21 protein-coding genes are annotated in these 23524 nt (G+C 71.7%); 13 read left to right on the forward strand and 8 right to left on the reverse strand.

All coding sequences use genetic code 11. The annotated features are described in order from the left end of the window. Window positions 1–471: 471 nt before the first annotated feature. Complete coding sequence (locus ACZ5NH_RS12900; protein WP_468774903.1) at window positions 472–1035, reverse strand: uridine kinase family protein; 564 nt, start codon at window positions 1033–1035, stop codon at window positions 472–474. A 216-nt stretch (window positions 1036–1251) separates the two neighbouring features. Here ACZ5NH_RS12900 and ACZ5NH_RS12905 point away from each other — a divergent pair, with 216 nt between their 5' ends. From ACZ5NH_RS12905 to ACZ5NH_RS12925, 5 genes are all read left to right on the forward strand, one after another. Beyond that, window positions 1252–2208 (forward strand): hypothetical protein, encoded by a 957-nt coding sequence (locus ACZ5NH_RS12905; RefSeq protein WP_468774814.1) that lies wholly within the window; start codon window positions 1252–1254, stop codon window positions 2206–2208. A 51-nt stretch (window positions 2209–2259) separates the two neighbouring features. Further along, window positions 2260–3801, forward strand: a complete 1542-nt coding sequence (locus tag ACZ5NH_RS12910; RefSeq protein ID WP_468774816.1) for an amino acid permease — start codon at window positions 2260–2262, stop codon at window positions 3799–3801. 256 nt (window positions 3802–4057) lie between these two features. Then, on the forward strand, window positions 4058–5428 hold the full coding sequence (locus tag ACZ5NH_RS12915) for a peptidase C39 family protein (protein ID WP_468774818.1): 1371 nt from the start codon (window positions 4058–4060) through the stop codon (window positions 5426–5428). A 69-nt stretch (window positions 5429–5497) separates the two neighbouring features. Next, complete coding sequence (locus ACZ5NH_RS12920) at window positions 5498–5644, forward strand: SCO1431 family membrane protein (RefSeq protein ID WP_468774820.1); 147 nt, start codon at window positions 5498–5500, stop codon at window positions 5642–5644. Between the two features lie 81 nt (window positions 5645–5725). After that, window positions 5726–6379 (forward strand): TetR/AcrR family transcriptional regulator, encoded by a 654-nt coding sequence (locus ACZ5NH_RS12925; RefSeq protein WP_468774822.1) that lies wholly within the window; start codon window positions 5726–5728, stop codon window positions 6377–6379. Window positions 6380–6436: 57 nt separating this feature from the next. On the opposite strand, the gene ACZ5NH_RS12930 is transcribed toward ACZ5NH_RS12925, so the two are convergent. Then, complete coding sequence (locus ACZ5NH_RS12930; protein ID WP_468774824.1) at window positions 6437–7669, reverse strand: glycoside hydrolase family 18 protein; 1233 nt, start codon at window positions 7667–7669, stop codon at window positions 6437–6439. Between the two features lie 334 nt (window positions 7670–8003). Here ACZ5NH_RS12930 and ACZ5NH_RS12935 point away from each other — a divergent pair, with 334 nt between their 5' ends. The 3 genes from ACZ5NH_RS12935 to ACZ5NH_RS12945 all read left to right on the forward strand — a co-directional run bounded on the left by ACZ5NH_RS12935 (window position 8004) and on the right by ACZ5NH_RS12945 (window position 11807). Further along, window positions 8004–9176 (forward strand): acyl-CoA dehydrogenase family protein, encoded by a 1173-nt coding sequence (locus ACZ5NH_RS12935; RefSeq protein WP_468774826.1) that lies wholly within the window; start codon window positions 8004–8006, stop codon window positions 9174–9176. Window positions 9177–9521: 345 nt separating this feature from the next. Beyond that, window positions 9522–10622 carry an Rv3169 family protein gene (locus tag ACZ5NH_RS12940; protein ID WP_468774828.1) on the forward strand — a complete coding sequence of 367 codons (1101 nt, stop codon included), beginning with the start codon at window positions 9522–9524 and terminating at the stop codon, window positions 10620–10622. Window positions 10623–10709: 87 nt separating this feature from the next. Then, window positions 10710–11807 carry a phosphotransferase family protein gene (locus ACZ5NH_RS12945; protein WP_468774830.1) on the forward strand — a complete coding sequence of 366 codons (1098 nt, stop codon included), beginning with the start codon at window positions 10710–10712 and terminating at the stop codon, window positions 11805–11807. 6 nt (window positions 11808–11813) lie between these two features. On the opposite strand, the gene ACZ5NH_RS12950 is transcribed toward ACZ5NH_RS12945, so the two are convergent. Then, a complete protein-coding gene (locus ACZ5NH_RS12950) occupies window positions 11814–12248 on the reverse strand; it encodes a hypothetical protein (RefSeq protein ID WP_468774832.1) in 435 nt (144 codons plus the stop codon). A 244-nt stretch (window positions 12249–12492) separates the two neighbouring features. Here ACZ5NH_RS12950 and ACZ5NH_RS12955 point away from each other — a divergent pair, with 244 nt between their 5' ends. From ACZ5NH_RS12955 to fxsA, 4 genes are all read left to right on the forward strand, one after another. Then, the gene (locus tag ACZ5NH_RS12955; RefSeq protein ID WP_069782031.1) at window positions 12493–12933 is read left to right on the forward strand and encodes an Lrp/AsnC family transcriptional regulator; all 441 of its coding nucleotides are present in this window, start codon (window positions 12493–12495) and stop codon (window positions 12931–12933) included. A gap of 62 nt (window positions 12934–12995) precedes the next feature. Then, on the forward strand, window positions 12996–14609 hold the full coding sequence (locus ACZ5NH_RS12960) for an amidohydrolase (RefSeq protein ID WP_468774834.1): 1614 nt from the start codon (window positions 12996–12998) through the stop codon (window positions 14607–14609). Window positions 14610–15167: 558 nt separating this feature from the next. Beyond that, on the forward strand, window positions 15168–15965 hold the full coding sequence (locus ACZ5NH_RS12965) for a polyprenol monophosphomannose synthase (protein WP_388626044.1): 798 nt from the start codon (window positions 15168–15170) through the stop codon (window positions 15963–15965). Window positions 15966–16032: 67 nt separating this feature from the next. After that, a complete protein-coding gene (gene fxsA, locus ACZ5NH_RS12970) occupies window positions 16033–16587 on the forward strand; it encodes an FxsA family membrane protein (protein ID WP_468774837.1) in 555 nt (184 codons plus the stop codon). Between the two features lie 109 nt (window positions 16588–16696). On the opposite strand, the gene ACZ5NH_RS12975 is transcribed toward fxsA, so the two are convergent. From ACZ5NH_RS12975 to yczE, 4 genes are all read right to left on the reverse strand, one after another. Then, entirely contained in the window at window positions 16697–17071 is a 375-nt protein-coding gene (locus ACZ5NH_RS12975) for an RNA polymerase-binding protein RbpA (protein ID WP_009187548.1), read from the reverse strand. 278 nt (window positions 17072–17349) lie between these two features. Next, window positions 17350–18696: an MFS transporter gene (locus tag ACZ5NH_RS12980; protein ID WP_468774839.1), complete on the reverse strand. Its 1347-nt coding sequence runs from the start codon at window positions 18694–18696 to the stop codon at window positions 17350–17352. Between the two features lie 63 nt (window positions 18697–18759). After that, on the reverse strand, window positions 18760–19536 hold the full coding sequence (locus ACZ5NH_RS12985) for a glycerophosphodiester phosphodiesterase (protein WP_468774841.1): 777 nt from the start codon (window positions 19534–19536) through the stop codon (window positions 18760–18762). Beyond that, window positions 19533–20225: a membrane protein YczE gene (yczE, locus tag ACZ5NH_RS12990; protein WP_468774843.1), complete on the reverse strand. Its 693-nt coding sequence runs from the start codon at window positions 20223–20225 to the stop codon at window positions 19533–19535. The genes ACZ5NH_RS12985 and yczE overlap by 4 nt, the downstream gene beginning before the upstream one ends. Window positions 20226–20289: 64 nt before the next feature. Here yczE and ACZ5NH_RS12995 point away from each other — a divergent pair, with 64 nt between their 5' ends. Further along, on the forward strand, window positions 20290–21798 hold the full coding sequence (locus ACZ5NH_RS12995; RefSeq protein ID WP_451553057.1) for an SCO1417 family PLP biosynthesis transcription factor: 1509 nt from the start codon (window positions 20290–20292) through the stop codon (window positions 21796–21798). A gap of 105 nt (window positions 21799–21903) precedes the next feature. Here the strand turns inward: ACZ5NH_RS12995 and ACZ5NH_RS13000 are convergent, their stop codons facing one another. Next, entirely contained in the window at window positions 21904–23517 is a 1614-nt protein-coding gene (locus ACZ5NH_RS13000; protein WP_468774846.1) for a hypothetical protein, read from the reverse strand. Window positions 23518–23524 lie beyond the last annotated feature (7 nt).

The raw sequence follows: 23524 nt of genomic DNA on the forward strand, positions 1-23524 counted from the left end.
GACCGTGTCCCCGTGGTTCACCACCGGGCAGTCGCCCGACGGCCGCCGCGGTCGAACCGCCGTGCCGCGGACCGGAGTTACCGGTGCGCCAGGCAGCCTCGAAGGTCGCACCGAGGGCATCGTACCCGCGCGATGACCGCGTGCCGAAGTGTGCCGCACAGGCCGTTTGGCGAGGTGGGAGCAGACGGGGCGCACACGGCTCGGTGACTGAGGGTGAGCGGATCGGTGCGCCGGGCGCCCGGAAAGGGGTGCGTGGACAGAACGAAGCCCCCGGTCACGGGGGAACAACCGGGGGCTTCGCGTCTGGGGGCGGTCCCGAATGACCGCTCATTGAGAACGTAAGACCTGTACGGCCCCCCGGTCAAGCGGAGTTGAGACAGTCGGAGAAGTTCCTCCGCAAGGGTCTTCACAGCTTCACCACAACGCGGACGGTCCATTACTCTGGGTCACACCTTGGTCCGGTCCACGCGTTCACCGGGGACCCGGCAGCACCTCGTACCCCTCCTGCGTCTGCAGCACCAGAAGATCGGCATGGGGGCGCGAGGGGTCCTCGGTGAAGTGTGCGCGCTCCGCCTCGACCCAGCCTCTCCAGAACTCCCGCTGCTCCGCCCCGTCCCGCTGCCGGCCGCGCGTCCAGGACTCCTCCCGGGGCAGCTCCATCCACAGCAGCAGCGCCAGATGCGGCCGCAGCGCCCGGCGGCCGGCGCCGACCCCTTCGACGAGCACCACGGGCGCCGCCGGCAGCGGGCGTGGTGCGCCGAAGGTGCGGGCGCGCCAGTCGTAGGGCTCGTAGAACGCGCTCTCGCCGTGGGTGAACGGATCGATCACCTGGGACATGAGCCGGTCGGTCCACCCGAAGAGCTGTTCGTGGCTGGCGATGTCGTCGAGGTGCAGCACCGGAGCCCCGCCGAGCGCGGCGGCCAAGTGTCCGGCGAAGGTGGACTTTCCCGAGCCGGCGTGTCCGTCGACGCCGATCAGCCGGACCGGCCCGAGGGAGGGGGGAAGCCCGCGCAGCCGGGCGGCGAGGTTATGAATGGTGGTTCCCGGGGTGGTCGGTGTGCGAGGTTTTCCGGAAACAGTGTAGTAGTGGTCGCGTTTTGAACCATCGGCTGGCAGCCAGTCAATGGCGCGGATAAACATTTGCGAATCCCCTGACCGATATGTCGAATTAGGCGTTCCGGGCATGCCCGCGGCTGAGTAGGGTGCCTCCAGCGCAACCGCTGTGCGCCGTACGGGGACTGGCAGGGAGACATGGCCGCGGAGCTATTCGAAGGGCACTATGTGTGGCATCCGGCGGCCGACGACCGTGTCCTGGCGAGCGTATGCGTCGATGTGCGTGCCGGGCGTTATCGATACGCGCACGAGGCCCTCGCCGAGACGCGCACCGACTTCGCCCTGCGCGCCCATCGCTCGCTGGTCCTCGCCTCCGAGGCGGCCGGCACCGACCTGGTCGAGCGCTGGCTCGCCGAGGAGCCGACACCCGAGGCGGCGCTGATGTGGGCCCGGGTCGCCGTGCAGCGCGCGCTGCGGGCCGCCGACGCCCGCGACGAGCGCGCCGAGGCGCTGGAGCGGATCGCGCTCACCGCCTGCGACCGTGCCGCCGCCATGGCTCCCGAGGACCCCACACCCTGGGTCGCCAAGCTCGCCATGGCCCGGCTGCACCGGCTGCGCGACCCGGCCCCGCGGGGCCTGCTCACCGCCCCGCCCGGCCCCTGGCGGCTGTTCGCGCACGTCCTTTCGCTGGACCCCTGGCACCGCGAGGGCCACCACCGCTTCCTGTCCTGCTTCTTCACGCGCCACGGCGGCTCGGTCAACGCGGCCTGGGACGTGGCCGCCTTCCTCAGCCAGCGGGCGCCCGCCGACTCCGCCCTCCGGCTGCTGCCGCTGGTGGCCCTGGTGGAGAGCTACAACCCCACCCAGTTGCTCGCCGAACGCGTCTGGGAGGAGCCGCAGTGGCGCTCCGCCGCGCTGGCGATCTACCAGAACTGGCTGCCGGCGGTGTCCCGCTACCGCTTCACCCCGGTGCTCGACCTGGCCTACCTCGCGCACGCCCTGGTCATGGCCCAGCGCGAGTTCGAGGCCCGGGCGGTGTTCACGGCGATGGGTCCGTACGCCTCGCGCATGCCCTGGAGCGCCTTCGGCGATCCCGCCGAGCAGCTCTCCCGGGCCCGCCGCGCCTGCGGCCTGCCCGTCCCGCGGCCCGACTGATCTGCACATGCTCTGCCCATTCACTCGATTCACTCAGAGAAAGGCCGAACTGTGTCGGAACGGACATCGGCGTCCCGGGCGAAGGCCCGCGCGGGCGAGGGCGCGGTCGTGCTCGACGACGACGCGACCCTGCACGCGATGGGTTATCCGCGGAAACTCACCCGGCGCTTCCAGGCGTTCGACAATTTCGCGATCTCCTTCACCATCATCAATATCCTCTCGGGCATTTTCTCGTCCTTCGGATTCGGTATGAACGCGGGCGGACCGCGCATTCTCGTCTTCGGCTGGATCGGGGTCTGCGTCATGGTGCTGCTCATCGGCGCGGCCATGGCGGAAGTCGCCTCGGCCTATCCGACGAGCGGTGCCCTGTATTTCTCCGCCGGTAAACTCGCAAAGCGGCACAAGGGCGCCTGGTCCTGGTTCACGGGCTGGCTGAACTTCGTGGGGCAGATCGGCGGCACCGCCGCCACCGGCTATGCGGCGGCCACCTTCATCCAGGCCTTCATCCAGCTGCAGTGGCCCTCCTACCAGCCCACCGCGCACCAGACGGTGCTGATCACGGCCCTGATCATCGTCGTGCAGGGCCTCGCCAACACCTACACGGTGCAGCTCGTCGCCGTACTGAACCGCATTTCCGTGTGGTGGCTGCTGATCGGACTCGTCGTGATCGTGGGCGCACTCATAGTGATGCCGGATCACCATCAGCCGGTGTCCTTCGTGACGCATTTCGAGAACAACACCGGCTTCACGAACGGACTTTACGGCGGCATGCTCGGCCTACTGGTCACCAGCTGGACGTTCACCGGGTTCGACGGCAGCTTCCACATGTCCGAGGAAACGGTCCACGCGACGATCAACGCGCCCAAGGGGATCACCCGCTCCATCGGCTATTCGGCGATCACCGGTCTGATCCTGATGCTGGCGCTGGTCTACAGCATCGGCGACTACGCCAAGGTGGCCGGTTCGGCGGCGCCGCCCGTCCAGATCCTCATCGACGGCCTCGGCCTCGGCACCGCCAAGGTCATGCTCCTCGTCGTCATCGGCGCGATGCTCTTCTGCGGGCTCGCCAACCTCACCAGCAACACCCGGCAGATCTTCGCCTTCTCCCGCGACGGCGCCATGCCGGGCTCCCGCTGGTGGCACTCGGTCTCGCCGCGCACCCGTACGCCAGTGAAGGCGGTGTGGCTCGCGGTCGCCTGCTCGGTGGCCCTGGTCGTGCCGGGCTGGTGGTCGCACACCGCGTTCACCGCGATCGTCAGCGTCAACGTGGTCGGCCTCTTCCTCGCCTACGCCGTGCCGATCTTCCTCCGCCTCCGGCTCGGTGACGAGTTCCAGCCGGGGCCCTGGCAGCTGGGCCGCTGGGGGCGGCCGGTCGGCTGGCTCGCGGTGATCTGGATCGTGCTCAGCAGCGTCCTGTTCATGCTGCCGCAGGCCTCGCCGATCACGGTCGACTCCTTCAACTACGCGCCGATCGCGCTCGCCGCCGTGCTGGTCGTGGCGACGGTGTGGTGGTTCGCCACGGCCCGCCGCCGCTTCCAGGGGCCGATCAGCTACGGGCGGCCCGACGAGGTCGCCGCGATGGACCTCGTCTGACGCGGAGCACCACAGCAGGAGGCGTCCGGCTCGGGTGGTTGCGGGGAATTGTGCGGCTGCGGGCCGGTGGCCCGGTCGCGCGGTTCCCCGCGCCCCTTCGGGGGACGGCGCGACCGTCCCGTTCTGCCGTTCCAGTGGCCGAGACCAATATTGATGGCGCCGTACGCGCAGAAGTGCTGGCAGCGCCCTGCCGCCTGCTCCATAGTTGGCGCACACACCGCACCGGATCACCGGACACCTGGGGGTAATCGCGCCCATGAGCAGAGCCCAACAGCCGTCCCGCAGAACCGTCCTCACCGCAGCCGTCGCCGTCGCGGTGGCCGGTGGAACGGTCCCCGCTGCCGCCGCCGCGCAGCGACCCGGCACCGAAGCCGACGACCCCGGCAGGGCGCCGGCCCGCCCGATCGACTACCACGCCTGGACCACGTACAGCGAGTGGCGCCTCGGCGCCCCCCAGGGCGTCCGGCCCGTCGCCGGCGCCCGCCCCGCCGTCGTGATCGGCGCCCCCGCCGGCCGCACCGACTACACCGACCCGCACACCGGTACGACCGCCACCTGGGAGTACGCCACCTGGACCTCCCCGGTCCACAAGCTCACCGTCCCCGCCACCGAGGTCGTCTCCTCCTGGAACGCCCACACCCCGGACGGCACCTGGCTCCAGGTGGAACTCCAGGGCACGTACTCCGACGGCACCGGGACCCCGTGGTACGTGATGGGTCGCTGGGCGGCCGGTGACCAGGACATCAAGCGGACCTCCGTGGACGGCCAGACCGACGGCAAGAGCACCGTCTGGACCGACACCTTCGCCATCGACGACGCGAGCACCGGCCTGCGCCTGACCTCGTACCGGCTGCGCCTCACCCTCTACCGCAGGCCGGGGACGCGGCTGACGCCGACCGTGTGGCGGCTGGGCGCCATGGGGTCCGACATCCCCGACCGCTTCACGGTCCCCGCCTCCACCCCCGGCCTCGCCCAGGAACTGGCCGTCCCGCGCTACTCGCAGGAGATCCACAAGGGCCAGTACCCGCAGTACGACAACGGCGGCGAGGCCTGGTGCAGCCCCACCTCCTCGCAGATGATCATCGAGTACTGGGGCGGCCGGCTCACCCCCGAGCAGCTGTCCTGGGTCGACCCGGCGTACGCCGACCCGCAGGTGGACCACGCCGCCCGCTTCACCTACGACTACCAGTACGAGGGCTGCGGCAACTGGCCGTTCAACGCCGCCTACGCGGCCACCTTCGAGGGTCTCCAGGGCGTGGTCACCCGCCTCGCCTCGCTCACCGACCTGGAGACGCTGATCGCGGCCGGCATCCCGGCCATAACGTCCCAGTCGTTCCTGAAGACCGAGCTGACCGGCGCCGGCTACGGCACCTCCGGCCATCTGATGACGGTGATCGGCTTCACCGCGGACGGCGACGTGATCGCCAACGACCCGGCCTCGCCCAGCGACGACGCCGTACGACGGGTCTATCTGCGCCGGGAGTTCGAGAACATCTGGCTGCGCACCAAGCGGTACAACGCCTCCGGCAAGGTCGTCTCCGGCACCGGGGGAGTCTGCTACCTCTACTTCCCGGCCCACCCGAGCCCGCGCCAGTGCAAGGCGCTCGCGGCGGTGGGCGTGCACTGATCAGGTGAGCACGAGGGTGTGAGCAAGCTCATCGCCCGCGAACGCCGTCGCGGGTGGCAAGGTGGACAAATGGACATGACCACGCACCCGGCCACCGCCACCCGCGCCCGCACCGGCGGCCCCCAGGAGGACGGCCCGAAGATCCTCGAGCACGTCATGGGCTGGGTCCTCGTGGCGGTCGTCGCGATGTTCGTGACCCAGCTCGGCCTGCTCTGACTCGACCCGCTCACGTGTGCGGCATGTTCTGACATACTGCGGTGGTCCCGCCGACCGCCTGGAACAGGGCCGAAATTGAACATGCCGCATCAGCGTGCCGCCGCCCGTCCCCGGATGCGCGGCACCGAGCGCTCGATGGCCCGTCGCGCCGAACTCATCGCCATCGGCCGGAAGTTGTTCGCCGACACGTCGTACGACGCGCTGTCCATGGACGACATCGCCCGCCAGGCGCATGTCGCCAAGGGGCTGATCTACTACTACTTCCAGTCCAAGCGCGGCTATTACCTGGCGATCGTCCAGGACTCGGTCGCCGACCTGGTCACCTTCGCCGCGAACGGCCTGGAGATGCCCGCCGTGGACCGGGTCCACCGCACCATCGACGGCTATCTGCGCTACGCCGAGCACCACCAGGCCGCCTACCGCACCATCGTCAGCGGCGGCGTCGGCTTCGACACCGAGGTCCACGCCATCCGGGACGGCGTGCGCGAGGCGATCATCGCCACCATCGCCGAAGGGGCCTACGGCCGCAGCGACATCGCCCCGCTCGCCCGGATGGGCCTGCTCTCCTGGGTGTGCAGCGTCGAGGGCGCGACCCTGGACTGGATCGACCGCCCCGAGCTGTCCCGTGACACCGTGCGCGAGCTGCTGGTGAAGACGCTCGGCGGAGCCCTGCGCGCCGTCGAGGAACTGGACCCGGCCTACCCGGCGCCGCTGCCGGCCCGCCGCGACTCCTGACACACCGGGGAGCGGAGGGCTCGTGGTCCTCCGCTCCCGAGTCCCCCTGGTGCGGGGCTAGTGGATGGCCTTGATCAGCTCACCGTGCGCGGTGTCGCCGCTGAGTTCCCAGAAGAAGGTGCCGCCGAGGCCCTGCTGGTTCTTGTACGTCATCTTCGTGGCGATGGTCGCCGGGGTGTCGTAACTCCACCAGTCGCTGCCGCACTTGGCGTAGGCCGTGCCGCCCACGGTGCCGGTCGCCGGGCACTTGGTCCTGAGCACCTTGTAGTCGTCGATGCCCTGCTCGTACGTTCCCGCCGCCGGTCCGGTGGCCGTTCCGCCGGGCGCCGCCTGGGTGACCCCGGTCCAGCCGCGGCCGTAGAAGCCGATGCCGAGCAGCAGCTTGGACGCCGGGATGCCGAGCCCCTTGAGCTTGGCGATGGTCGCGGAGGTGTTGTAGCCGGCCTTCGGGATGCCCGGGTAGGAGGTGAGCGGGGAGTGCGGGGCGGTGGGGCCGCTCGCGTCCCAGGCGCCGAAGTAGTCGTACGTCATCGGGTTGTACCAGTTCACGTACTGCGCGGCGCCCGCGTAGTCCGCCGCGTCGAGCTTGCCGCCGCCGGAGGCGTCCGCGGTGATCGCCGCCGTGACCAGGGCGCTGCCGCCGAACCTCGACCGCAGGGCCGCCAGCACGTTCCTGAACGCCTCCCGGCCGCTGGTGTCGCAGGTGTTGCCGCAGGCGTTCGGGTACTCCCAGTCGATGTCGATGCCGTCGAACAGCCCGGCCCACTTGGCGTTCTTCACCAGGTCGTAGCAGGACTGGGCGAAGGCGGCGGGGTTCTTCGCGGCCTCGCCGAAGCCGCTCGACCAGGTCCAGCCGCCGAAGGACCAAAGGATCTTCAGGCCCGGGTGCCTCTTCTTCAGCTTCAGCAGCTGGTTGAAGTTGCCGCGCAGCGGCTGGTCCCAGGTGTCGGCGACGCCGTCCACCGACTCGGCGGCGGTGTAGGCGCGGTCGGTGGCCGCGTAGGAGTCGCCCATGGCGCACTTGCCGGCGGTCACATTGCCGAAGGCGTAGTTGATATGGGTCAGCTTGGCCGCGGACCTCGAGGTCTCGACGTTCTTGACGTAGTACTTGCGGTCGTAGGTGCCCCATTCGGTGAAATAGCCGACGACCTTCGAGCCGGCCTTGACCTGCGGTGCGGCCGGGGCCGCCGCGGTGGCGGTGCCCGCGCCGGCGAGCAGTCCGGCGCCGAGGACGGCGGTACACGCGGTCGCGACGAACGCCCGCAGTCGCGAGCGGTGGGGAGTGTGCATCGGGTGTCTCCTCCTGGGGGAGAGGGGAACGCGTGCCGATTGGCATGAACGCGGTAAAGCGTTGGTCATGCACAGTGGGGAGGACTAGACCACTGCGTCAATGGTTCGGACCAATTTCGGGCTCGTGGCGGCGTCCGACTGGATTCTTGAAGTGAGCGGTCGTTAACTGGTGACTGGAGGTCGCTGATCGGGCATACTCACAGCGCACAGCCGCTGGTCAGCCGCTTCCGAGACCCGGGAGAGGGCGCCTTCGGCCATCCGGAAAGACCAGGCGGAGCCGCCCCCACCCCACGGGCCAGACCGCCGGTGCCCGACCAGGGAGGAGACCGACGCCATGTCCGACCGCGACCCGCAGCCGGTGGAGCGTCAGCTGCCGACGGAGGAGGCGCGGGATCTGCTCGCCCTCGTCCGGGACATCGCCCAGCGCGAGATAGCGCCGAGGGCGGCCGAGGAGGAGGACGCGGGACGCTTCCCGCGCGAGGTCTTCACCCTGCTGTCCGAATCGGGCCTGCTCGGCCTGCCGTACGACTCCGAGTACGGCGGCGGCGACCAGCCCTACGAGGTCTACCTCCAGGTCCTGGAGGAGCTGGCCGCGGCCCGGCTCACCGTGGGCCTCGGCGTCAGCGTGCACACGCTCGCCTCCTACGCGCTCGCCACCTACGGCACCAAGCAGCAGCAGGTCGAGCATCTGCCCGCCATGCTCGGCGGCGGTCTGCTGGGCGCGTACTGCCTCTCCGAGCCGTCCTCGGGCTCGGACGCGGCCTCGCTGCGTACCAGGGCGGTGCGCGACGGTGACGAGTGGGTGATCAACGGCAGCAAGGCCTGGATCACGCACGGGGGCATCGCCGACTTCTACACCGTGATGGCCCGCACCGGCGAGGAGGGCCCGCGTGGGATCACCGCCTTCCTGGTCCCCGGGGACGCGCCGGGCCTGAGCGGCGCCGTGCCCGAGAAGAAGATGGGCATGAAGGGCTCGCCCACCGCGCAGGTCCACCTCGACGGCGTCCGCGTCGGCGACGACCGGCGGATCGGCGAGGAGGGCCAGGGCTTCTTCATCGCCCTGTCCGCCCTGGACTCCGGGCGGCTCGGCATCGCCGCCTGCGCGATCGGTCTCGCCCAGGCCGCCCTGGACGAGGCGGTCGCCTACGCCACCCAGCGCCGGCAGTTCGGCCACCCCATCGCCGACTTCCAGGGCCTGCGCTTCATGATCGCCGACATGGCCACCCAGATCGAGGCGGGCCGCGCTCTCTACCTCGCGGCGGCCCGGCTGCGCGACGCCGGCAAGCCGTTCGCCAAGCAGGCCGCCATGGCCAAGCTGCACTGCACCGACACGGCCATGAAGGTGACCACGGACGCCGTGCAGATACTCGGCGGCTACGGCTACACCGCCGACTTCCCCGCCGAGCGCTATATGCGCGAGGCCAAGGTCCTGCAGATCGTCGAGGGCACCAACCAGATCCAGCGGATGGTCATCGCCCGTCACGTGGCGGGACCCGAGGGCCGCTGAACTGCCCCGTGAGGACCGTCGGGGCCGCCAGCCTGATCCACTCCGGATCGTGGCGGCCCGGCAGGGTCCGGCCCCGGTCGGCCCAGGCCCGCATGAGATCGCGGTAGATGGGCGGGTCCTGCGGGGCAGGCGGCGGCGGAACCGATTCTGCGGGGCGCGGGACGAAGATGCGGCGCTGACGCCCGGTGGCCGAGTGCATGGGGGTCATGCCCGAACAACGCGGCAGCCCCCGGGCAGGTCACCGTGGCGCGGAATCGGGCGTCAGTTCAGGCCCGTCCCGTCCCCGCTCTGGCCTCCGCCGGTCAACTGACGTACCGTCAGCCGACCGACGCTCAGGGGGTGCCCGTGGCCGACGACCGTCCCGTACCGCTCGACGAGTACCCGGTGCACCAGGTACCGCTGTCCATGAAGCACGCGGCGACCGGCGACCGGAACGCCTACGACCGCTGCATCTTCCACGTCTTCGATCACGCCGGCCGCGCCCTGCTCATCCTCGGCCTCGGCGTCTACCCCAACCTCGGCGTGATCGACGCCTACGCCACCCTGCGCACCGGGGACACGCTGCACGCCGTACGCGCCTGCGACGCCCTGGGGGAGGACCGGATGCGGCTCGCCGTCGGACCGCTGCGCATCGAGGTCCCGCGGCCGCTGGAGGAGCTGCGCCTGATCTGCGAGGACGAGCAGCTGTCGTACGACCTCACCTGGACGGCCGCCTTCCCCGCTCTCTGGGAGCCGCACCACCTCCAGCGCCGCGGCGAGCGGCTCATCCTGGAGGGCCGCCGCTTCGTCCAGGCGGGCACCGCGGAGGGCGTGATCCGGGCCGGGGGAGCGGAGTTCCGGGTCGGCGCGGACGGCTGGACCGGCACCCGGGACCGCAGCTGGGGCGTGCGGCCCGTCCCGGGCGAGGACGGTGGACGGCTCGCCGCGGACCACCCCAGCGAGGGCTTCCACTGGATCTGGTGCCCGGTCCGCTTCGACGACCGGTTCCTGATGGTCGTCACCCAGGAGGACGCCGACGGACACCGCACCCTGAACGACGCGACCCTGGTCCGCCCCGGCCGGCGCGACCGCCAGCTGGGCTGGCCGCAGGCCGAGATCGGCTACCGCTCCGGCACCCGCCACCCGGAGCGGGCGGTCATCCATCTGGGGGACGCACGGGAATCGCGGAAACTTGACGTCGAGATCCTGGCCTCCTCGCCGCTCGCCCTGGGCGCGGGCTATCCACCGGCGGACGACTGGCAGCACGGCACCTGGCGGGGGCCCGGCTGGACCGACCGGCGCACCTACGACATGACCCTGCCCCACCCGCTGGCCGGGTACGGCGTCACCGACCACTCCGCCCGCTTCCGGCTCGACGGGCAGACCGGTCACGGCATCTTCGAGCACGGCTCGTTCGGCCGGCACGACCCGAGCGGCTTCACCGGCTTCGACTCGGTCGCGCCCTGAGACGTGGATCGTGCGCTGAGACATCGGTTGCGTCTTGCGGCATCGGCCGGGCCTGAGACATCGGTCGCACCTGAGGAAGGAGCCCGCATGGCCACGGCACCGCGCCCCCGCACCACCACTCGAGACCCGGAAGAGCTGACCCGCCGCCTCACCGCCTGGCTCGGCACCCGGCTGCCCGGAGCCAAGGCGACCGGCGTGACCGTCCCCGCCTCCAACGGCATGTCCAGCGAGACCCTGCTGTTCGACCTCGAACACCCCGAAGCGCCTTTCGGGGCCTGTGCGTTGCGGCTCGCGGCGGACCCGGCGGCGTACGCCGTCTTCCCCGAGTACGACTTGGCCCGCCAGTACCGCACCCTGCGCCTGGTGGCCGAACGCACCGACGTGCCCGTGCCTCGTGTGCTGTGGCTGGAGGAGGACCCGGGCCCGCTCGGGGCGCCGTTCTTCGTCATGGAGCGGGTCGCCGGCCGCGTGCCGCCGGACGTCATGCCGTACACCTACGAAGGCAGTTGGCTGCACGGGGCGAGCGAGGTCGAGCGCCGGCATCTGGAGGCGGAGACCGTCGGGCTGCTGGCCCGCCTGCACGACCAAGTGCCCCTTGCCGAGGCACAGTTCCTCGACTCGCCCGGTCCGCGGGACGCGCTGCGCCGCCATCTGACGGCCCAACGGGCGTACTACGCCTGGGTGATCGACGGCCTGCCCCGCTCACCGCTCATCGAGGCCGCCTTCGACCGGCTGGCGGAGCTGTGGCCGCGCGAGGTCGGCGAGCCCGTCCTCAGCTGGGGTGACGCCCGCATCGGGAACATCGTCTACGACGGGTTCGACCCCGTGGCCGTCCTGGACTGGGAGATGGCGGCACTCGCCCCGCGCGAGGTCGACCTCGGCTGGATGATCTATCTGCACCGCTTCTTCCACGACCTCTCGGTCGCCTCCGGACAGCGCGGACTGCCGGACTTCCTGCGCCGCGACCGCGTCGAGGCCCGCTATGCGCGCCTGACCGGCCACACCCCGCGCCACATGGACTTCCACACCCTCTACGCCGCCCTGCGGCACGCGATCGTGATGCTGCGCATCGCCTACCGGCAGGTGCACTTCGGGGAGATCGCCGTCCCGGCGGACCCGGACACACTGATCCTGCACCACGACAGCCTGCGTGCCATGGTGCAGGGCACGTACTGGACGCGGTGAGGCGGCTCAGGCGGCCTGGCGGCGCATCGACGGCACACGCATCGGGCGCGAGCCCGGGCCGCCGACGTGCGAGAAAGGCTGCGTACGCCAGTCCAGACCCTGGGGGAGCGTCAGCAGCAGGGCGGTGTCCTGCTCCTGCGGCTCGAAGGACTCGTCCGCGGGGCGGGCGTCGGACGCCGAACGGCCCGTGCCCGCACAGGCCGTGAGGCCGAACGGGTTCCACGGCGAGGCGCACAGCGCGTGCTCGGGCAGCACCTGCTCGTCCGCCAGCAGCGCGATCGGCTGGGCGCAGTCCGGGCAGATCACCCGGTACATCTCGAAGGTGTCGTAGGCGTCCAGATCATCCTCGAAGGCGTCGGGCTCGACGCCCTCCGGCTGGGGCTCGACGACCGGCTGCTGCCGCTTGGACGCGGATCGACCAGGGCGATGGGCACTCTGCATGGGATTCTCCCCCTAAGGCTGGGCCGTTACGGCGCTGCGGCCTCGACCACAGCAAGCACTTCCCGTCCGCCCTCGGCGGTAATCACGAGAACATCACGGAGCGCGTTCGGGGTGTGTGGCGTTCGTCACATGCCGCGTACAGGTGCGCGATGCGGGCCTTATGCACCGCTTTTTGTATCGAACCGGCTATGACCTGCGCTCTCGGCTATCCCCGGAGATCAAGCGCACTGTAGGTTTTGGCGCCATGGAGGAGCTGGACCGACAGATCGTGCAGCTGCTCGTCAAGGACGGGCGGATGAGCTACACAGACCTGGGCAAGGCCACGGGCCTGTCCACGTCCGCCGTGCACCAGCGGGTGCGCCGGCTGGAACAGCGTGGCGTCATCCGCGGGTATGCCGCGGTGGTCGACCCCGAGGCCGTGGGGCTGCCGCTCACCGCGTTCATCTCGGTGAAACCGTTCGACCCCAGCGCCCCCGACGACATCTCGGACCGCCTCGCCGGCGTCCCCGAGATCGAGGCCTGCCACAGCGTCGCGGGCGACGAGAACTACATCCTCAAAGTGCGGGTCGCTACCCCGCACGAGCTGGAAGAGCTGCTGGCCAGGCTGCGGAGCCTGGCGGGCGTCTCGACGCGGACGACGGTGGTCCTGTCGACGCCGTACGAGGCACGGCCGCCCCGGATCTGAGCCCTGCCCTTCGGCACGCCCCAGGTGCGGCGCCTCCCCGGCGGCAGGAGAAACTGTCCGCTATGAGCGAGCGCACCGCCGACCCCCAGCCCCCCAAGACCGTCCTCCTGCGCCGAGGAGAGGTGCACAGCCCCGCGGACCCCTTCGCCACGGCGATGGTGGTGGAGCGCGGCCAAGTCGCCTGGGTCGGCTCCGAGGGTGCCGCCGACGCCTTCGCCGACGGCGTGGACGAGGTGGTCGACCTCGACGGCGCCCTGGTGACCCCGGCCTTCACCGACGCTCATGTGCACACCACCGCCACCGGCCTCGCCCTGACCGGCCTGGACCTGTCCGGCGCGCCCTCCCTGGAGGCCGCCCTCGCCCTGGTCCGCGACTTCGCCGCCGCCCGCCCGGACGACCGCGTCCTGCTGGGCCATGGCTGGGACGCCGCCCGCTGGCCCGGCGGCCGGCCGCCGACCCGGGCCGAACTCGACGAGGCCACCGGCGGCCGCCCGCTGTACCTCTCCCGCATCGACGTGCACTCGGCGGTCGTCACCACCGCGCTGCTGGACCTGATCGCCGCGGACGTCCCCCATGAGGACGCCCCGCTCACCGCCGACGCCCACCACGCCGTCCGCGATGCCGCCCTCGCCGCCGTCACCCCGGCCCAGCGCGCCGAGGCCCAGCGCGCCGCACTCGCCCGCGCGGCCTCCCTCGGCATCGGCTCGGTGCACGAGTGCGGCGGCCCGCGGATCTCCTCCGAGGACGACTTCACCGGCCTGCTGAAGCTCGCGGCCGAGGTGCCCGGCCCCAGGGTCGTCGGCTACTGGGCCGAACAGAACATCGAGCGGGCCCGGGATCTGGGTGCCGTGGGCGCCGCGGGCGACCTGTTCGCCGACGGCTCGATCGGCTCGCACACCGCCTGTCTGCACGAGCGGTACGCCGACGCCGGTCACACCGGCACCGCCTACCTGGACGCCGAAGCCGTCGCCGCCCATGTCGTCGCCTGCACCGAGGCGGGCCTGCAGGCCGGCTTCCACGCCATCGGCGACGCCGCCGTGACCGCCGTGGTCGAAGGCGTGCGCGCCGCGGCGGACAAGCTCGGCCTCGCCCGGATCCGCGCCGCCCGGCATCGTGTCGAGCACGCCGAGATGCTCACCCCCGAGACCGTCGCCGGCTTCGCCGAGCTGGGCCTGATCGCCTCCGTGCAGCCCGCCTTCGACGCGCTGTGGGGCGGCGCGGACGGCATGTACGCCCGGCGGCTGGGCGTCGAGCGGGCCCGCACCCTCAACCCCTTCGCGGCCCTGCTGCGCGCCGGCGTGCCGCTCGCCTTCGGCTCCGACAGCCCGGTCACCCCGCTCGACCCGTGGGGCACCGTCCGTGCCGCCGCGTTCCACCGCACGCCCGAGCACCGGGTCTCCGTCCGGGCCGCGTTCACCGCGCACACGCGCGGCGGCTGGCGGGCCGTGGGCCGGGACGACGCCGGCGTCCTGGTGCCGGGCGCGCCCGCCGACTACGCGGTCTGGCGCACCGACGAGCTGGTCGTCCAGGCCCCCGACGACCGGGTGGCCCGCTGGTCGACCGACCCGCGCTCCGGCACGCCCGGCCTGCCCGACCTCACCCCGGGCCGTGACCTGCCGGTCTGCCTGCGCACCGTGGTGGGCGGGCGGACGGTGTTCGTACGGCCGGGCGAGTGATCTACGGGGGTGGCGCGGCGGCGCTCACTCGCCGCCGTCCCGCCGCCCGACCTGCGCATCCTCCCCAAAGGTTGCGCCGTCCGGGCCGTTGTCGCAGGCCAGAGGGCTGTTGACAGTCGACGGCCGGGGGCCGGTAGGTTCGTCCGAGTCCACCACCGGACGCCCGACCGGGGAACGTCGCCCAACTCGTCGCAGCGCTGCTGGGTCAGGGACGGTGTGCCGCACCGGGGCACCGTCGCTTGGGAGCCAGGCTCAGCGCCCGCGCCGTCGAGGGAGCGTTCCGGCCGGTCGGCAAGGTGTGACCCGGGTGGGGCCCGTGCGCTCAGTAGACAACGGCTTTCGGTCGATCCGCAGCCAGCGGGTCCCAGGTCGGCCCGAAGGGCGCCGGGCCCCCATCCGCCGCGGCGGGAGAGCCGCCCAGGCGCGCCGTGAAGGTTCCGAAAAGCGCATTCTTACCCGGCTCTTGTGGAATCGACACCGCCATACGAACGAGTCGGCGCGTCACACCAGGCGGCGGCCACTATGGTGGACCCCTGCGTACGACCAGAAGGGGCAGTAGTGAACGACGGCGACGGGACCCTCGCGGCCAAGGCCCAGGGGAGGCAGTTCGGTCCGCTCGGCACGGCCTTGGTGATCATCCCGACCTACAACGAGGCGGAGAACATCAAGACCATCGTCGGCCGGGTGCGCAAGGCCGTTCCCGAGGCGCACGTGCTGATCGCGGACGACAACAGCCCGGACGGCACCGGCAAGCTCGCCGACGAGCTGGCCGCCGAGGACGAGAACGTCCAGGTGATGCACCGCAAGGGCAAGGAGGGCCTGGGCGCCGCATATCTTGCGGGCTTCCGCTGGGGCATGGAGCACGGCTACGGCGTGCTGGTCGAGATGGACGCCGACGGCTCCCACCAGCCCGAGGAGCTGCCCCGGCTGCTCACCGCCCTCAAGAGCGCCGACCTGGTGCTCGGCTCCCGCTGGGTGCCCGGCGGCCGCGTGGTGAACTGGCCCAAGTCGCGTGAGTTCATCTCCCGTGGCGGCAGCTTCTACTCCCGGCTCGCCCTCGGCCTGCCGCTGCGCGACATCACCGGTGGCTACCGCGCGTTCCGCCGCGAGACCCTTGAGGGTCTGGGGCTGGACGAGGTCGCCTCGCAGGGCTACTGCTTCCAGGTCGACCTGGCCCGCCGAGCGGTCAAGGCCGGCTACCACGTGGTCGAGGTGCCGATCACCTTCGTCGAGCGCGAACTCGGCGACTCCAAGATGAGCAAGGACATCCTCATCGAGGCGCTGTGGCGGGTCACTGCCTGGGGCGCGGGGGAGCGGGTCGCCAAGCTGACCGGCAAGAACAAGCGGGCCAAGTAGTCTCGCGTCGGCCCTGGGCGAACATCCGCTTATCCCGCGCTGAGCCGCCGCCAGGCACACTGGGAGCATGACGACTGGCGCTCCGACCTCTCCGTACACCGTCCGGCCCCGGCGCTCCCGGCTGCGCAGGTATCTGCCGCTGGGTATCGCCGCCTGGCTGGTGCTGGAGATCTGGCTGCTGACCCTGGTCGCGGGGGCGGCCGGGGGGTTTGCCGTGTTCCTGCTGCTCGTGGCGGGCTTCGTGGCCGGCTCCGTGGTCATCAAGCGGGCCGGCCGCCGTGCCTTCCAGAGCCTGAACGAGGCGCTGCAGCGGGGCGGTTCGCCGGAGCGTGGTGGCGGCAACGGCCTGATGATGCTCGGCGGCCTGCTGCTGATGATCCCCGGTGTGGTCTCCGACGCGGCCGGCCTGCTCCTGCTGCTGCCGCCGGTGCAGAAGGCCGTGAGCCGGTACGCGGAGAACGCCCTGGACAAGCGGCTGCGCACGGCGACCCCCGGTAGTCTCGGCGACGCCTTCCAGCAGGTCCGCATCCACCGTCCCGACGGCAAGGTGGTACAGGGCGAGGTCATCCGCGAGGACCGGCCCGAGCCGGGACAGCAGCAGCGTCCGCCGCTGACCCACTGAGCAGGACCCCGGATTCACGAACCCGGACACACGAAACCGCGGGCGCCGTACGTTCACGTACGGCGCCCGCGGTTTCGTATGCGCTGTGTCCGCGCCCAGCCCGCAGGGACTAGGCCGACTTACGGCTGTCCCGAGGATGAACCGCGATGTTCATCGCCCCCGAGCGCAGAACCGCCAGGCGCTCCTCGAGGACCTCTTCGAGCTCCTCGCGGGTGCGCCGCTCCATCAGCATGTCCCAGTGGGTACGCGCGGGCTTGGCCTTCTTCTCCTCAGGGCCGTCGCCGTCGACGAGGAGTGCCGGGGCCCCGCAGACCTTGCACTCCCACTCCGGCGGGATCTCCGCCTCGACCGAGAAGGGCATCTCGAAGCGGTGCCCCTTCTCGCATGCGTACTCCACGGCCTGGCGCGGGGCCAGGTCGATACCGCGGTCCGTCTCGTAGCTGGTCACCACGAGGCGCGTACCGCGAAGAGCTCGCTCACTCATGAATCGTGCCTCCCGGGCTTGTCGCCCACAGGACAGGTGTCGCTGTCGTCGTCATCCGGTCAACGTCCGGTCGGCGGTAAAGATTCCCGTTCCGTGTCCCGTTCCGGGTCATGCGTCGCCGTCGTAGCCGCCCCTTGTTCTACCCACCGGCGCCCGGTTTGTCACATCTGCTAGCAGATGTCACCCAGCGTTTCGGCATCTTTGACGCGCAGTAACGGTACGCCTGGCAGGCCAAAGGCGTACACTACCGCCCTTTCGCCTCAAGCGCTAAACCGGCGCTAAATCTTCTCCGGAACGGGATTGCCCGCCTCGCCGATCGCCCGCCGCACCGGGACCCGCGCCAGCAGCGTGAAGCCGATGACGAAGAAGGCCACCAGCGAGATGATCGCGGACCGATAGCTTCCGGTCAGCTGGTAGGTGATGCCGAACAGCAGCGGTCCGAGCCAGCTCATCCCGCGGTCGCTCAGCTCGTACGCCGCGAAGTACTCGGCCTCCTTGCCGGGCGGCACGAGATGGGAGAACAGCGACCGGGACAGCGCCTGGCTGCCGCCGAGGACCAGGCCGATCCCGGCGGCCAGCACGAAGAAGAACACCGGGGCCTTCGCGGGCAGGAAGTAACCGGCCGCCAGGGTCACCGTCCAGGCCACCAGCGAGCCCAGGATCGTCCGCTGGGCGCCGTACGTCCGCGCCAGCCGCCCCATCGCCAGCGCCCCCGCCACGGCCAGCACCTGCACCAGCAGCACGGCCACGATGAGCGTCGACTGGGACAGTCCCAGTTCCTGAGAGCCGTAGACGGAGGCCTGGGTGATCACCGTCTGGATGCCGTCGTTGTAGATGAGGTACGCCAGCAGGAAGGACAGCGTCAGAGGGTGCCGGCGCATGTCCCGGACCGTCGCCGCCAGCTGTCTGAGCCCGGGTGCCGAGGCGCGCTCCACGCGCGCGTGCCGGTCACGCAGCCTGCGCAGGGGTATGAGGGTGAAGGCGCCCCACCACAGGCCCGCCGAGGCCAGGCAGACCCGGACCGCGGCCGTCTCGGTCAGGCCGAAGGAGTCGTGCGCCGAGTACAGCACCAGGTTGGCGACCAGCACCGATGAGCCCGCGGCGTAGCCGAAGGCCCAGCCCCGGGAGGAGACCGCGTCGCGCTCCTCGGGCGGGGCGATCTGCGGCAGATAGGAGTTGTAGAGCATCATCCCGACGGACTGCGCCGCGTTGGCCACCACCAGCAGCGCACCGCCGAGCAGATACCGGTCGCCGTCCAGGAAGAACATGCCGGTGGTCGCGGCGGCCCCGGTGTACGCCGCCGCCGCGAGCAGCGGCTTCTTGCGCCCGGTGCGGTCGGCCGCACTGCCCACGATCGGCATCACCACGACCGCCACGATCACCGACAGGGACACCGAGTAGGCGAAGAAGGAGCCGGCCCGGACCGGGATGCCCAGCGGATGCACATAGCCGTCGGCGTCCGCGGCCCGCTCGGCGACCGCGGTGAGGTAGGGCCCGAGGAACACCGTGACCACGCTCGTCGAATAGACCGAGCAGGCCCAGTCGTAGAAGTACCAGCCGCGCTGCTCGCGCCGGAGGCCCGCGGCGTCGTCCGCCGCGTCCGTCCGCACGATGTCCGTGCTCACCCGTGCCCTCGCTTCCCCGCTCAAGTGCTCAAGTGCGAAGGCTCGGGCGGGGCGGCCGGGTGGTCAGACCCAGACCCCGCGCTCCTCCATGACCTTGCGCAACGTGTCGATGTGATCGGTCATGATGCCATCGACTCCCAGGTCCAGGAGCCGGTGCATGCGCTCGGGTTCGTTGATCGTCCACACGTGCACCTGCAGTCCGTACGCGTGGGCGGCGCGGACGAAGCGATGGTCGACCACCGGAACGCCCGACTGGGCCTCGGGCACCTGCGCGGCGACGGCGGACCTGCGCACGGCGGCCGGCAGCCCCCAGGAGCGCAGCCGCAGGTTCAGCACCCCACGGGTGCCGAAGGAGGTGGCCAGCTTCGGCCCGGCCAGCCGCTGGGCGCGCAGCACGCGCGCCTCGGAGAACGAGCCGACGCAGACCCGGTTCCAGGCGTCCGTGCGTTCGAGCAGCTCCAGGAAGGCGCGCAGCGCGGGCTCCGCCTTGATGTCGACGTTCCAGCGGACCTCGGGGAAGGTCTCCAGCAGCTCCTCGAACAGCGGCACCGGTTCCCGGCCGCCCACGCGCGCGTGCCGCACGTCCTCCCAGGGCAGGTCCGCGATGCGGCCCGCACCGTCGGTGACCCGGTCCAGCGTGGAGTCGTGGAAGGCGACGAGCCGGCCGTCGGCCGTGGCGTGCACGTCGGTCTCGATGTAGCGGTAGCCCATTTCGACCGCGCGCCGGAACTGCGCCATGGTGTTCTCCAGGCCGTCGGCGGCACCACCGCGGTGGGCGAAGGCGATCGGGCCGGGATGGTCGAGGTAGGGGTGGCGTATGCGCGAAGTCGGGAGGGTCACCCTGGCAGTATGGCCCGCTCCGGTGTCGCGGTGGCAACGACCGTGCTGCCAGGCGATGCCGCCGGGACGGCGAACACCCGCAGGAACAGCTGTGCCAGCGGCCCGATGGCCACGGCGTAGAGCACGGTGCCGATGCCGATGCTGCCGCCCAGCAGGAACCCGCTGACCACCACCGCCACCTCGACGCCGGTCCGCATCAGCCGGATCGAGCGGCCGGTGCGCCGGTGCAGCCCGGTCATCAGCCCGTCGCGGGGGCCCGGACCGAAGCGCGCCGCGATGTAGAGGCCGGTCGCCGCACCGTTCAGCACGATCCCGGCGACCAGGAGCGGGACGCGTACGACGAGGGAGTGCGCGTCCGGGACGAGCGCGAGTGTGCCGTCCATGGCGAGCCCGATGACGAAGACGTTCGAGACCGTGCCGAGCCCGGGGCGCTGGCGCAGCGGGATCCACAGCAGCAGCACCACCGCGCCCACGAGGATCGACACCACGCCGATGGTCAGCCCGGTGAGCTCGGCGAGGCCCTGGTGCAGCACGTTCCAGGGCTCCAGGCCCAGGCCCGCCTCGACGAGCAGGGCGGAACTCACGCCGTAGAACACGAGCCCGGTGTACAGCTGGATCAACCGCCGTCCGAGACGGCGCCGAGTGGACACGAAGTACCCCCCCTGGGTGGTGGCGGTGGCCTGACGCATGTCACTCTGTGGCTTGGGAACAATCTCCATCCATGGCCAATTCGGGGAAGGTGGACTGATCGTCATGGCGCAGTGGACCTCTGCCATGGGGGCCGCGCAGCTCGCCCGGCTCCTCAAGTCCCAGCAGGACCGCCCGGCCGGCCCCGGCACCCGCCGTCCGCCCGCCTACCGCGCCCTCGCCGACGGCATCCGGCTGCTGGTGCTGGAAGGGCGCGTCCCGGTGGCCGCCCGCCTGCCCGCCGAACGCGAACTCGCCCTCGCCCTGTCCGTGAGCCGCACCACCGTCGCGGCCGCGTACGAGGCGCTGCGCGGCGAGGGCTTCCTGGAGTCCCGGCGCGGCGCCGGCAGCTGGACCGCCGTGCCGGCCGGCAACCCGCTGCCCGCCCGGGGCCTGGAGCCGCTGCCCCCCGAGGCCCTGGGCTCGATGATCGACCTCGGCTGCGCCTCGCTCCCGGCCCCCGAGCCCTGGCTGACCCGCGCCGTGCAGGGCGCCCTGGAGGAACTGCCGCCGTACGCCCACACGCACGGCGACTACCCGGCCGGCCTGCCCGCGCTGCGCTCGATGATCGCCGAGCGCTACACCGCGTGCGGGATCCCCACCATGCCCGAGCAGATCATGGTGACGACCGGTGCGATGGGCGCCATCGACGCGATCTGCCATCTCTTCGCCGGCCGGGGCGAGCGGATCGCGGTGGAGTCCCCGTCGTACGCCAACATCCTGCAGCTGATGCGTGAAGCAGGTGCCCGGCTGGTCCCGGTCGCGATGGCAGAGGGGCTTTCCGGCTGGGACATGGACCGCTGGCGCCAGGTCCTGCGCGAGGCCGCGCCCCGGCTCGCGTACGTCGTCGCCGATTTCCACAACCCCACCGGCGCGCTCGCCGACGAGGACCAGCGGCGCCGGCTGGTGGACGCGGCGCGTTCGGCCGGCACGGTGCTGGTCGCCGACGAGACGATGACCGAGCTGTGGCTGGACGAGGAGTTCGCGGACGGCGGGATGCCGCGCCGGGTCTGCGCCTTCGACCCGGCCGGCTCGACCGTCATCACCGTCGGCTCGGCGAGCAAGGCGTTCTGGGCGGGCATGCGGATCGGCTGGGTGCGGGCGGCTCCGGACGTCATCCGCAGCCTGGTCGCCGCGCGGGCGTACGCCGATCTCGGTACGCCGGTGCTGGAACAGCTCGCCGTCAACTGGCTCTTCAGCACGGGAGGCTGGGAGCAGGCGGTGGAGCTGCGCCGGGCCCAGGCCCGCGAGAACCGGGACGCGCTGGTGGCGGCGATCCGGCGTGAGCTGCCGACCTGGGAGTTCGACCTGCCGAAGGGCGGCCTGACCCTGTGGGTCCGCGCCGGCGGCCTGTCCGGCTCCCGGCTCGCCGAGGCGGGCGAGCGGACCGGCGTCCGAGTCCCCTCCGGCCCCCGCTTCGGCGTGGACGGCGCGTTCGAGGGCTACCTCCGGCTGCCGTTCACCGTCGGGGGAGCGGTGGCGGAGGAGGCGGCGGTCCGGCTGGCCGCGGCGGTCCGACTGGTGGAGACCGGCGTCACGGGGGGCGTGGAGGCGCCGGGCACGTTCGTGGCTTAGGCCGGGCGCCTGGTGGCTCGGGGCGCGCTGCGCGTCAGCGGCTGCGGTTCGTCGTGGCCGCGACGGCCACGACGAACCCGGCCCACGGTCCCAACCCCGACGGCGCTATCCGGCCGCCTCCGCAGGCACCCCCGGCTTCGTCAGATCCGCCGGCTCCGGAGCCTGTGCCGGCGGAGTCGGCTGAGCCCCCACGGCAGTGGCCCGCGCCGGCAGCAACTCCAGCACCGCCTGCCGATCGGCGTCGCTGGTCTCGTCGTCGTACGGGTCCGGCGTACGCGGCACCTGAAGCCGGTGCACCGGACCCGACCCCAGCCGCGCATACCCGCGCCCCGGCGGTACGTGCCCGAGCGGCGTGGTGTGCGGTCGAGCGCCCAGTACCGCCTCCACCTGCCGAGGCACCGCGGGCCCGAGCACGACACGCGCGCGTGTGTGCTGCCGTACCGCGTCGCTCAAGGCCTCCGCGCTGTCGAACTGCTCGGCCACGACGATGGTCACGTTCGCCGCACGGCCGTGCCGCAGCGGCACCTGGAGCAGCGCCTGCGGGTCCTTGCGGCCGTCCATCGCGGCGAGGTGGGCGAAGACGGAGGGGCGGTCCAGCATGATCCACAGCGGCCGGCGGGCGTCGGCCGGTGGCGGGTCGCCCGCCTGCCGGGCCAGGTTGATGGCGATGAGCCGACGCTCGGTCTCCTGCGCCGCCCACTCCAGGCTCGCAAGCGCACCGGGCAGCGCGCACTCCACGGACAGGACGCCGTGCCGGCCGGTCAGGCACGCGTACTCACCGGTGCCGCCGCCGTCCACGATCAGGACGTCGCCGTACTGGAGGGCCTGCAGGGCGATGGAGCGGAGCAGGGTCGAGGTGCCGCTGCCGGGGTGGCCCATGGCCAGCAGGTGCGGCTCGGTGGAGCGGATGCCGGTGCGCCAGACGACCGGCGGCACGTCGATCTCTTCCCCTCCGTAGCAGAGGGGGAGCGTGCGCTGCACCTCGCTGGGGTCGGTGAAGCCGAGGACGGTCTCGCCGGGCGCGGTGACGAAGTGCTGGGCGGGAATGTCGGCGGGCAGCGGAGGCAGGACGGTGACGGTGAGCTGGTTGCCCTCCTCGTCCCATGTGAAGCGGTACTCGCGGCCCCGGCCGGCCTTGGCGGTGAGCAGCTGCTCGATGCGCATGCGGGCCTCGGGCTCGCCGTCCGGGAAGTACGCGGGGTAGCGGATCTCCAGATGGCCGACGCGCCCCGCGTCGTCGAACTCGTGGGCGGTGAAGGCCTTCTCCCACTCCCCGCCGTGCGCGTACAGCGGCGCCGGGTCCTCGGGGGTGGAGAAGTACGGAACCAGGGCTTCGTACAGGGACTGGAGCCGTTCGATCTGGGACTCGTCGGGCCCCTCCGGGGCCGACGGGGTGCGGTCGCGGCCCTGCCAGGCCGCCGCCGCCATCAGGGTGATGACGGCGAGCAGCGGCCCGTACGGCATCAGCGCCACGGCCAGGATCACCGAGGCCGCGAGGAAGAGCAGCGGCCCGCGCTTGTCCTGGGGTGTGGCCGCCCATCTGCGCCGTCCGGCCGAGGCCAGCAGGCGCAACCCGCGCGTGACGGTGATCAGCGGGTGGAGGACGTCGGTGGCGCTGTCGGCCGCCGTCCGGGCCAGCTCCCGGCTCCGGGCGAGCTGGGTCCGGGCGATCTGGGCGCTGTCTTTGCTCAGAATGCGGGGGAGAGGGCGCCGGGCCACTGCTGTC

It is taken from the genome of Streptomyces sp. NPDC031426, from assembly GCF_055581585.1.

Excerpts from the sequence above, each read along its gene's own strand:
- ACZ5NH_RS12905 (WP_468774814.1), top strand. The coding sequence starts at position 1,252 with ATGGCCGCGGAGCTATTCGAAGGGCACTATGTGTGGCATCCGGCGGCC.
- ACZ5NH_RS12915 (WP_468774818.1), top strand. The coding sequence starts at position 4,058 with ATGAGCAGAGCCCAACAGCCGTCCCGCAGAACCGTCCTCACCGCAGCC.
- ACZ5NH_RS12920 (WP_468774820.1), top strand. The coding sequence starts at position 5,498 with ATGGACATGACCACGCACCCGGCCACCGCCACCCGCGCCCGCACCGGC.
- ACZ5NH_RS12925 (WP_468774822.1), top strand. The coding sequence starts at position 5,726 with ATGCCGCATCAGCGTGCCGCCGCCCGTCCCCGGATGCGCGGCACCGAG.
- ACZ5NH_RS12930 (WP_468774824.1), bottom strand. The coding sequence starts at position 7,669 with ATGCACACTCCCCACCGCTCGCGACTGCGGGCGTTCGTCGCGACCGCG.
- ACZ5NH_RS12935 (WP_468774826.1), top strand. The coding sequence starts at position 8,004 with ATGTCCGACCGCGACCCGCAGCCGGTGGAGCGTCAGCTGCCGACGGAG.
- ACZ5NH_RS12945 (WP_468774830.1), top strand. The coding sequence starts at position 10,710 with ATGGCCACGGCACCGCGCCCCCGCACCACCACTCGAGACCCGGAAGAG.
- ACZ5NH_RS12950 (WP_468774832.1), bottom strand. The coding sequence starts at position 12,248 with ATGCAGAGTGCCCATCGCCCTGGTCGATCCGCGTCCAAGCGGCAGCAG.
- ACZ5NH_RS12955 (WP_069782031.1), top strand. The coding sequence starts at position 12,493 with ATGGAGGAGCTGGACCGACAGATCGTGCAGCTGCTCGTCAAGGACGGG.
- ACZ5NH_RS12960 (WP_468774834.1), top strand. The coding sequence starts at position 12,996 with ATGAGCGAGCGCACCGCCGACCCCCAGCCCCCCAAGACCGTCCTCCTG.
- fxsA (WP_468774837.1), top strand. The coding sequence starts at position 16,033 with ATGACGACTGGCGCTCCGACCTCTCCGTACACCGTCCGGCCCCGGCGC.
- ACZ5NH_RS12975 (WP_009187548.1), bottom strand. The coding sequence starts at position 17,071 with ATGAGTGAGCGAGCTCTTCGCGGTACGCGCCTCGTGGTGACCAGCTAC.
- yczE (WP_468774843.1), bottom strand. The coding sequence starts at position 20,225 with ATGCGTCAGGCCACCGCCACCACCCAGGGGGGGTACTTCGTGTCCACT.
- ACZ5NH_RS12995 (WP_451553057.1), top strand. The coding sequence starts at position 20,290 with ATGGCGCAGTGGACCTCTGCCATGGGGGCCGCGCAGCTCGCCCGGCTC.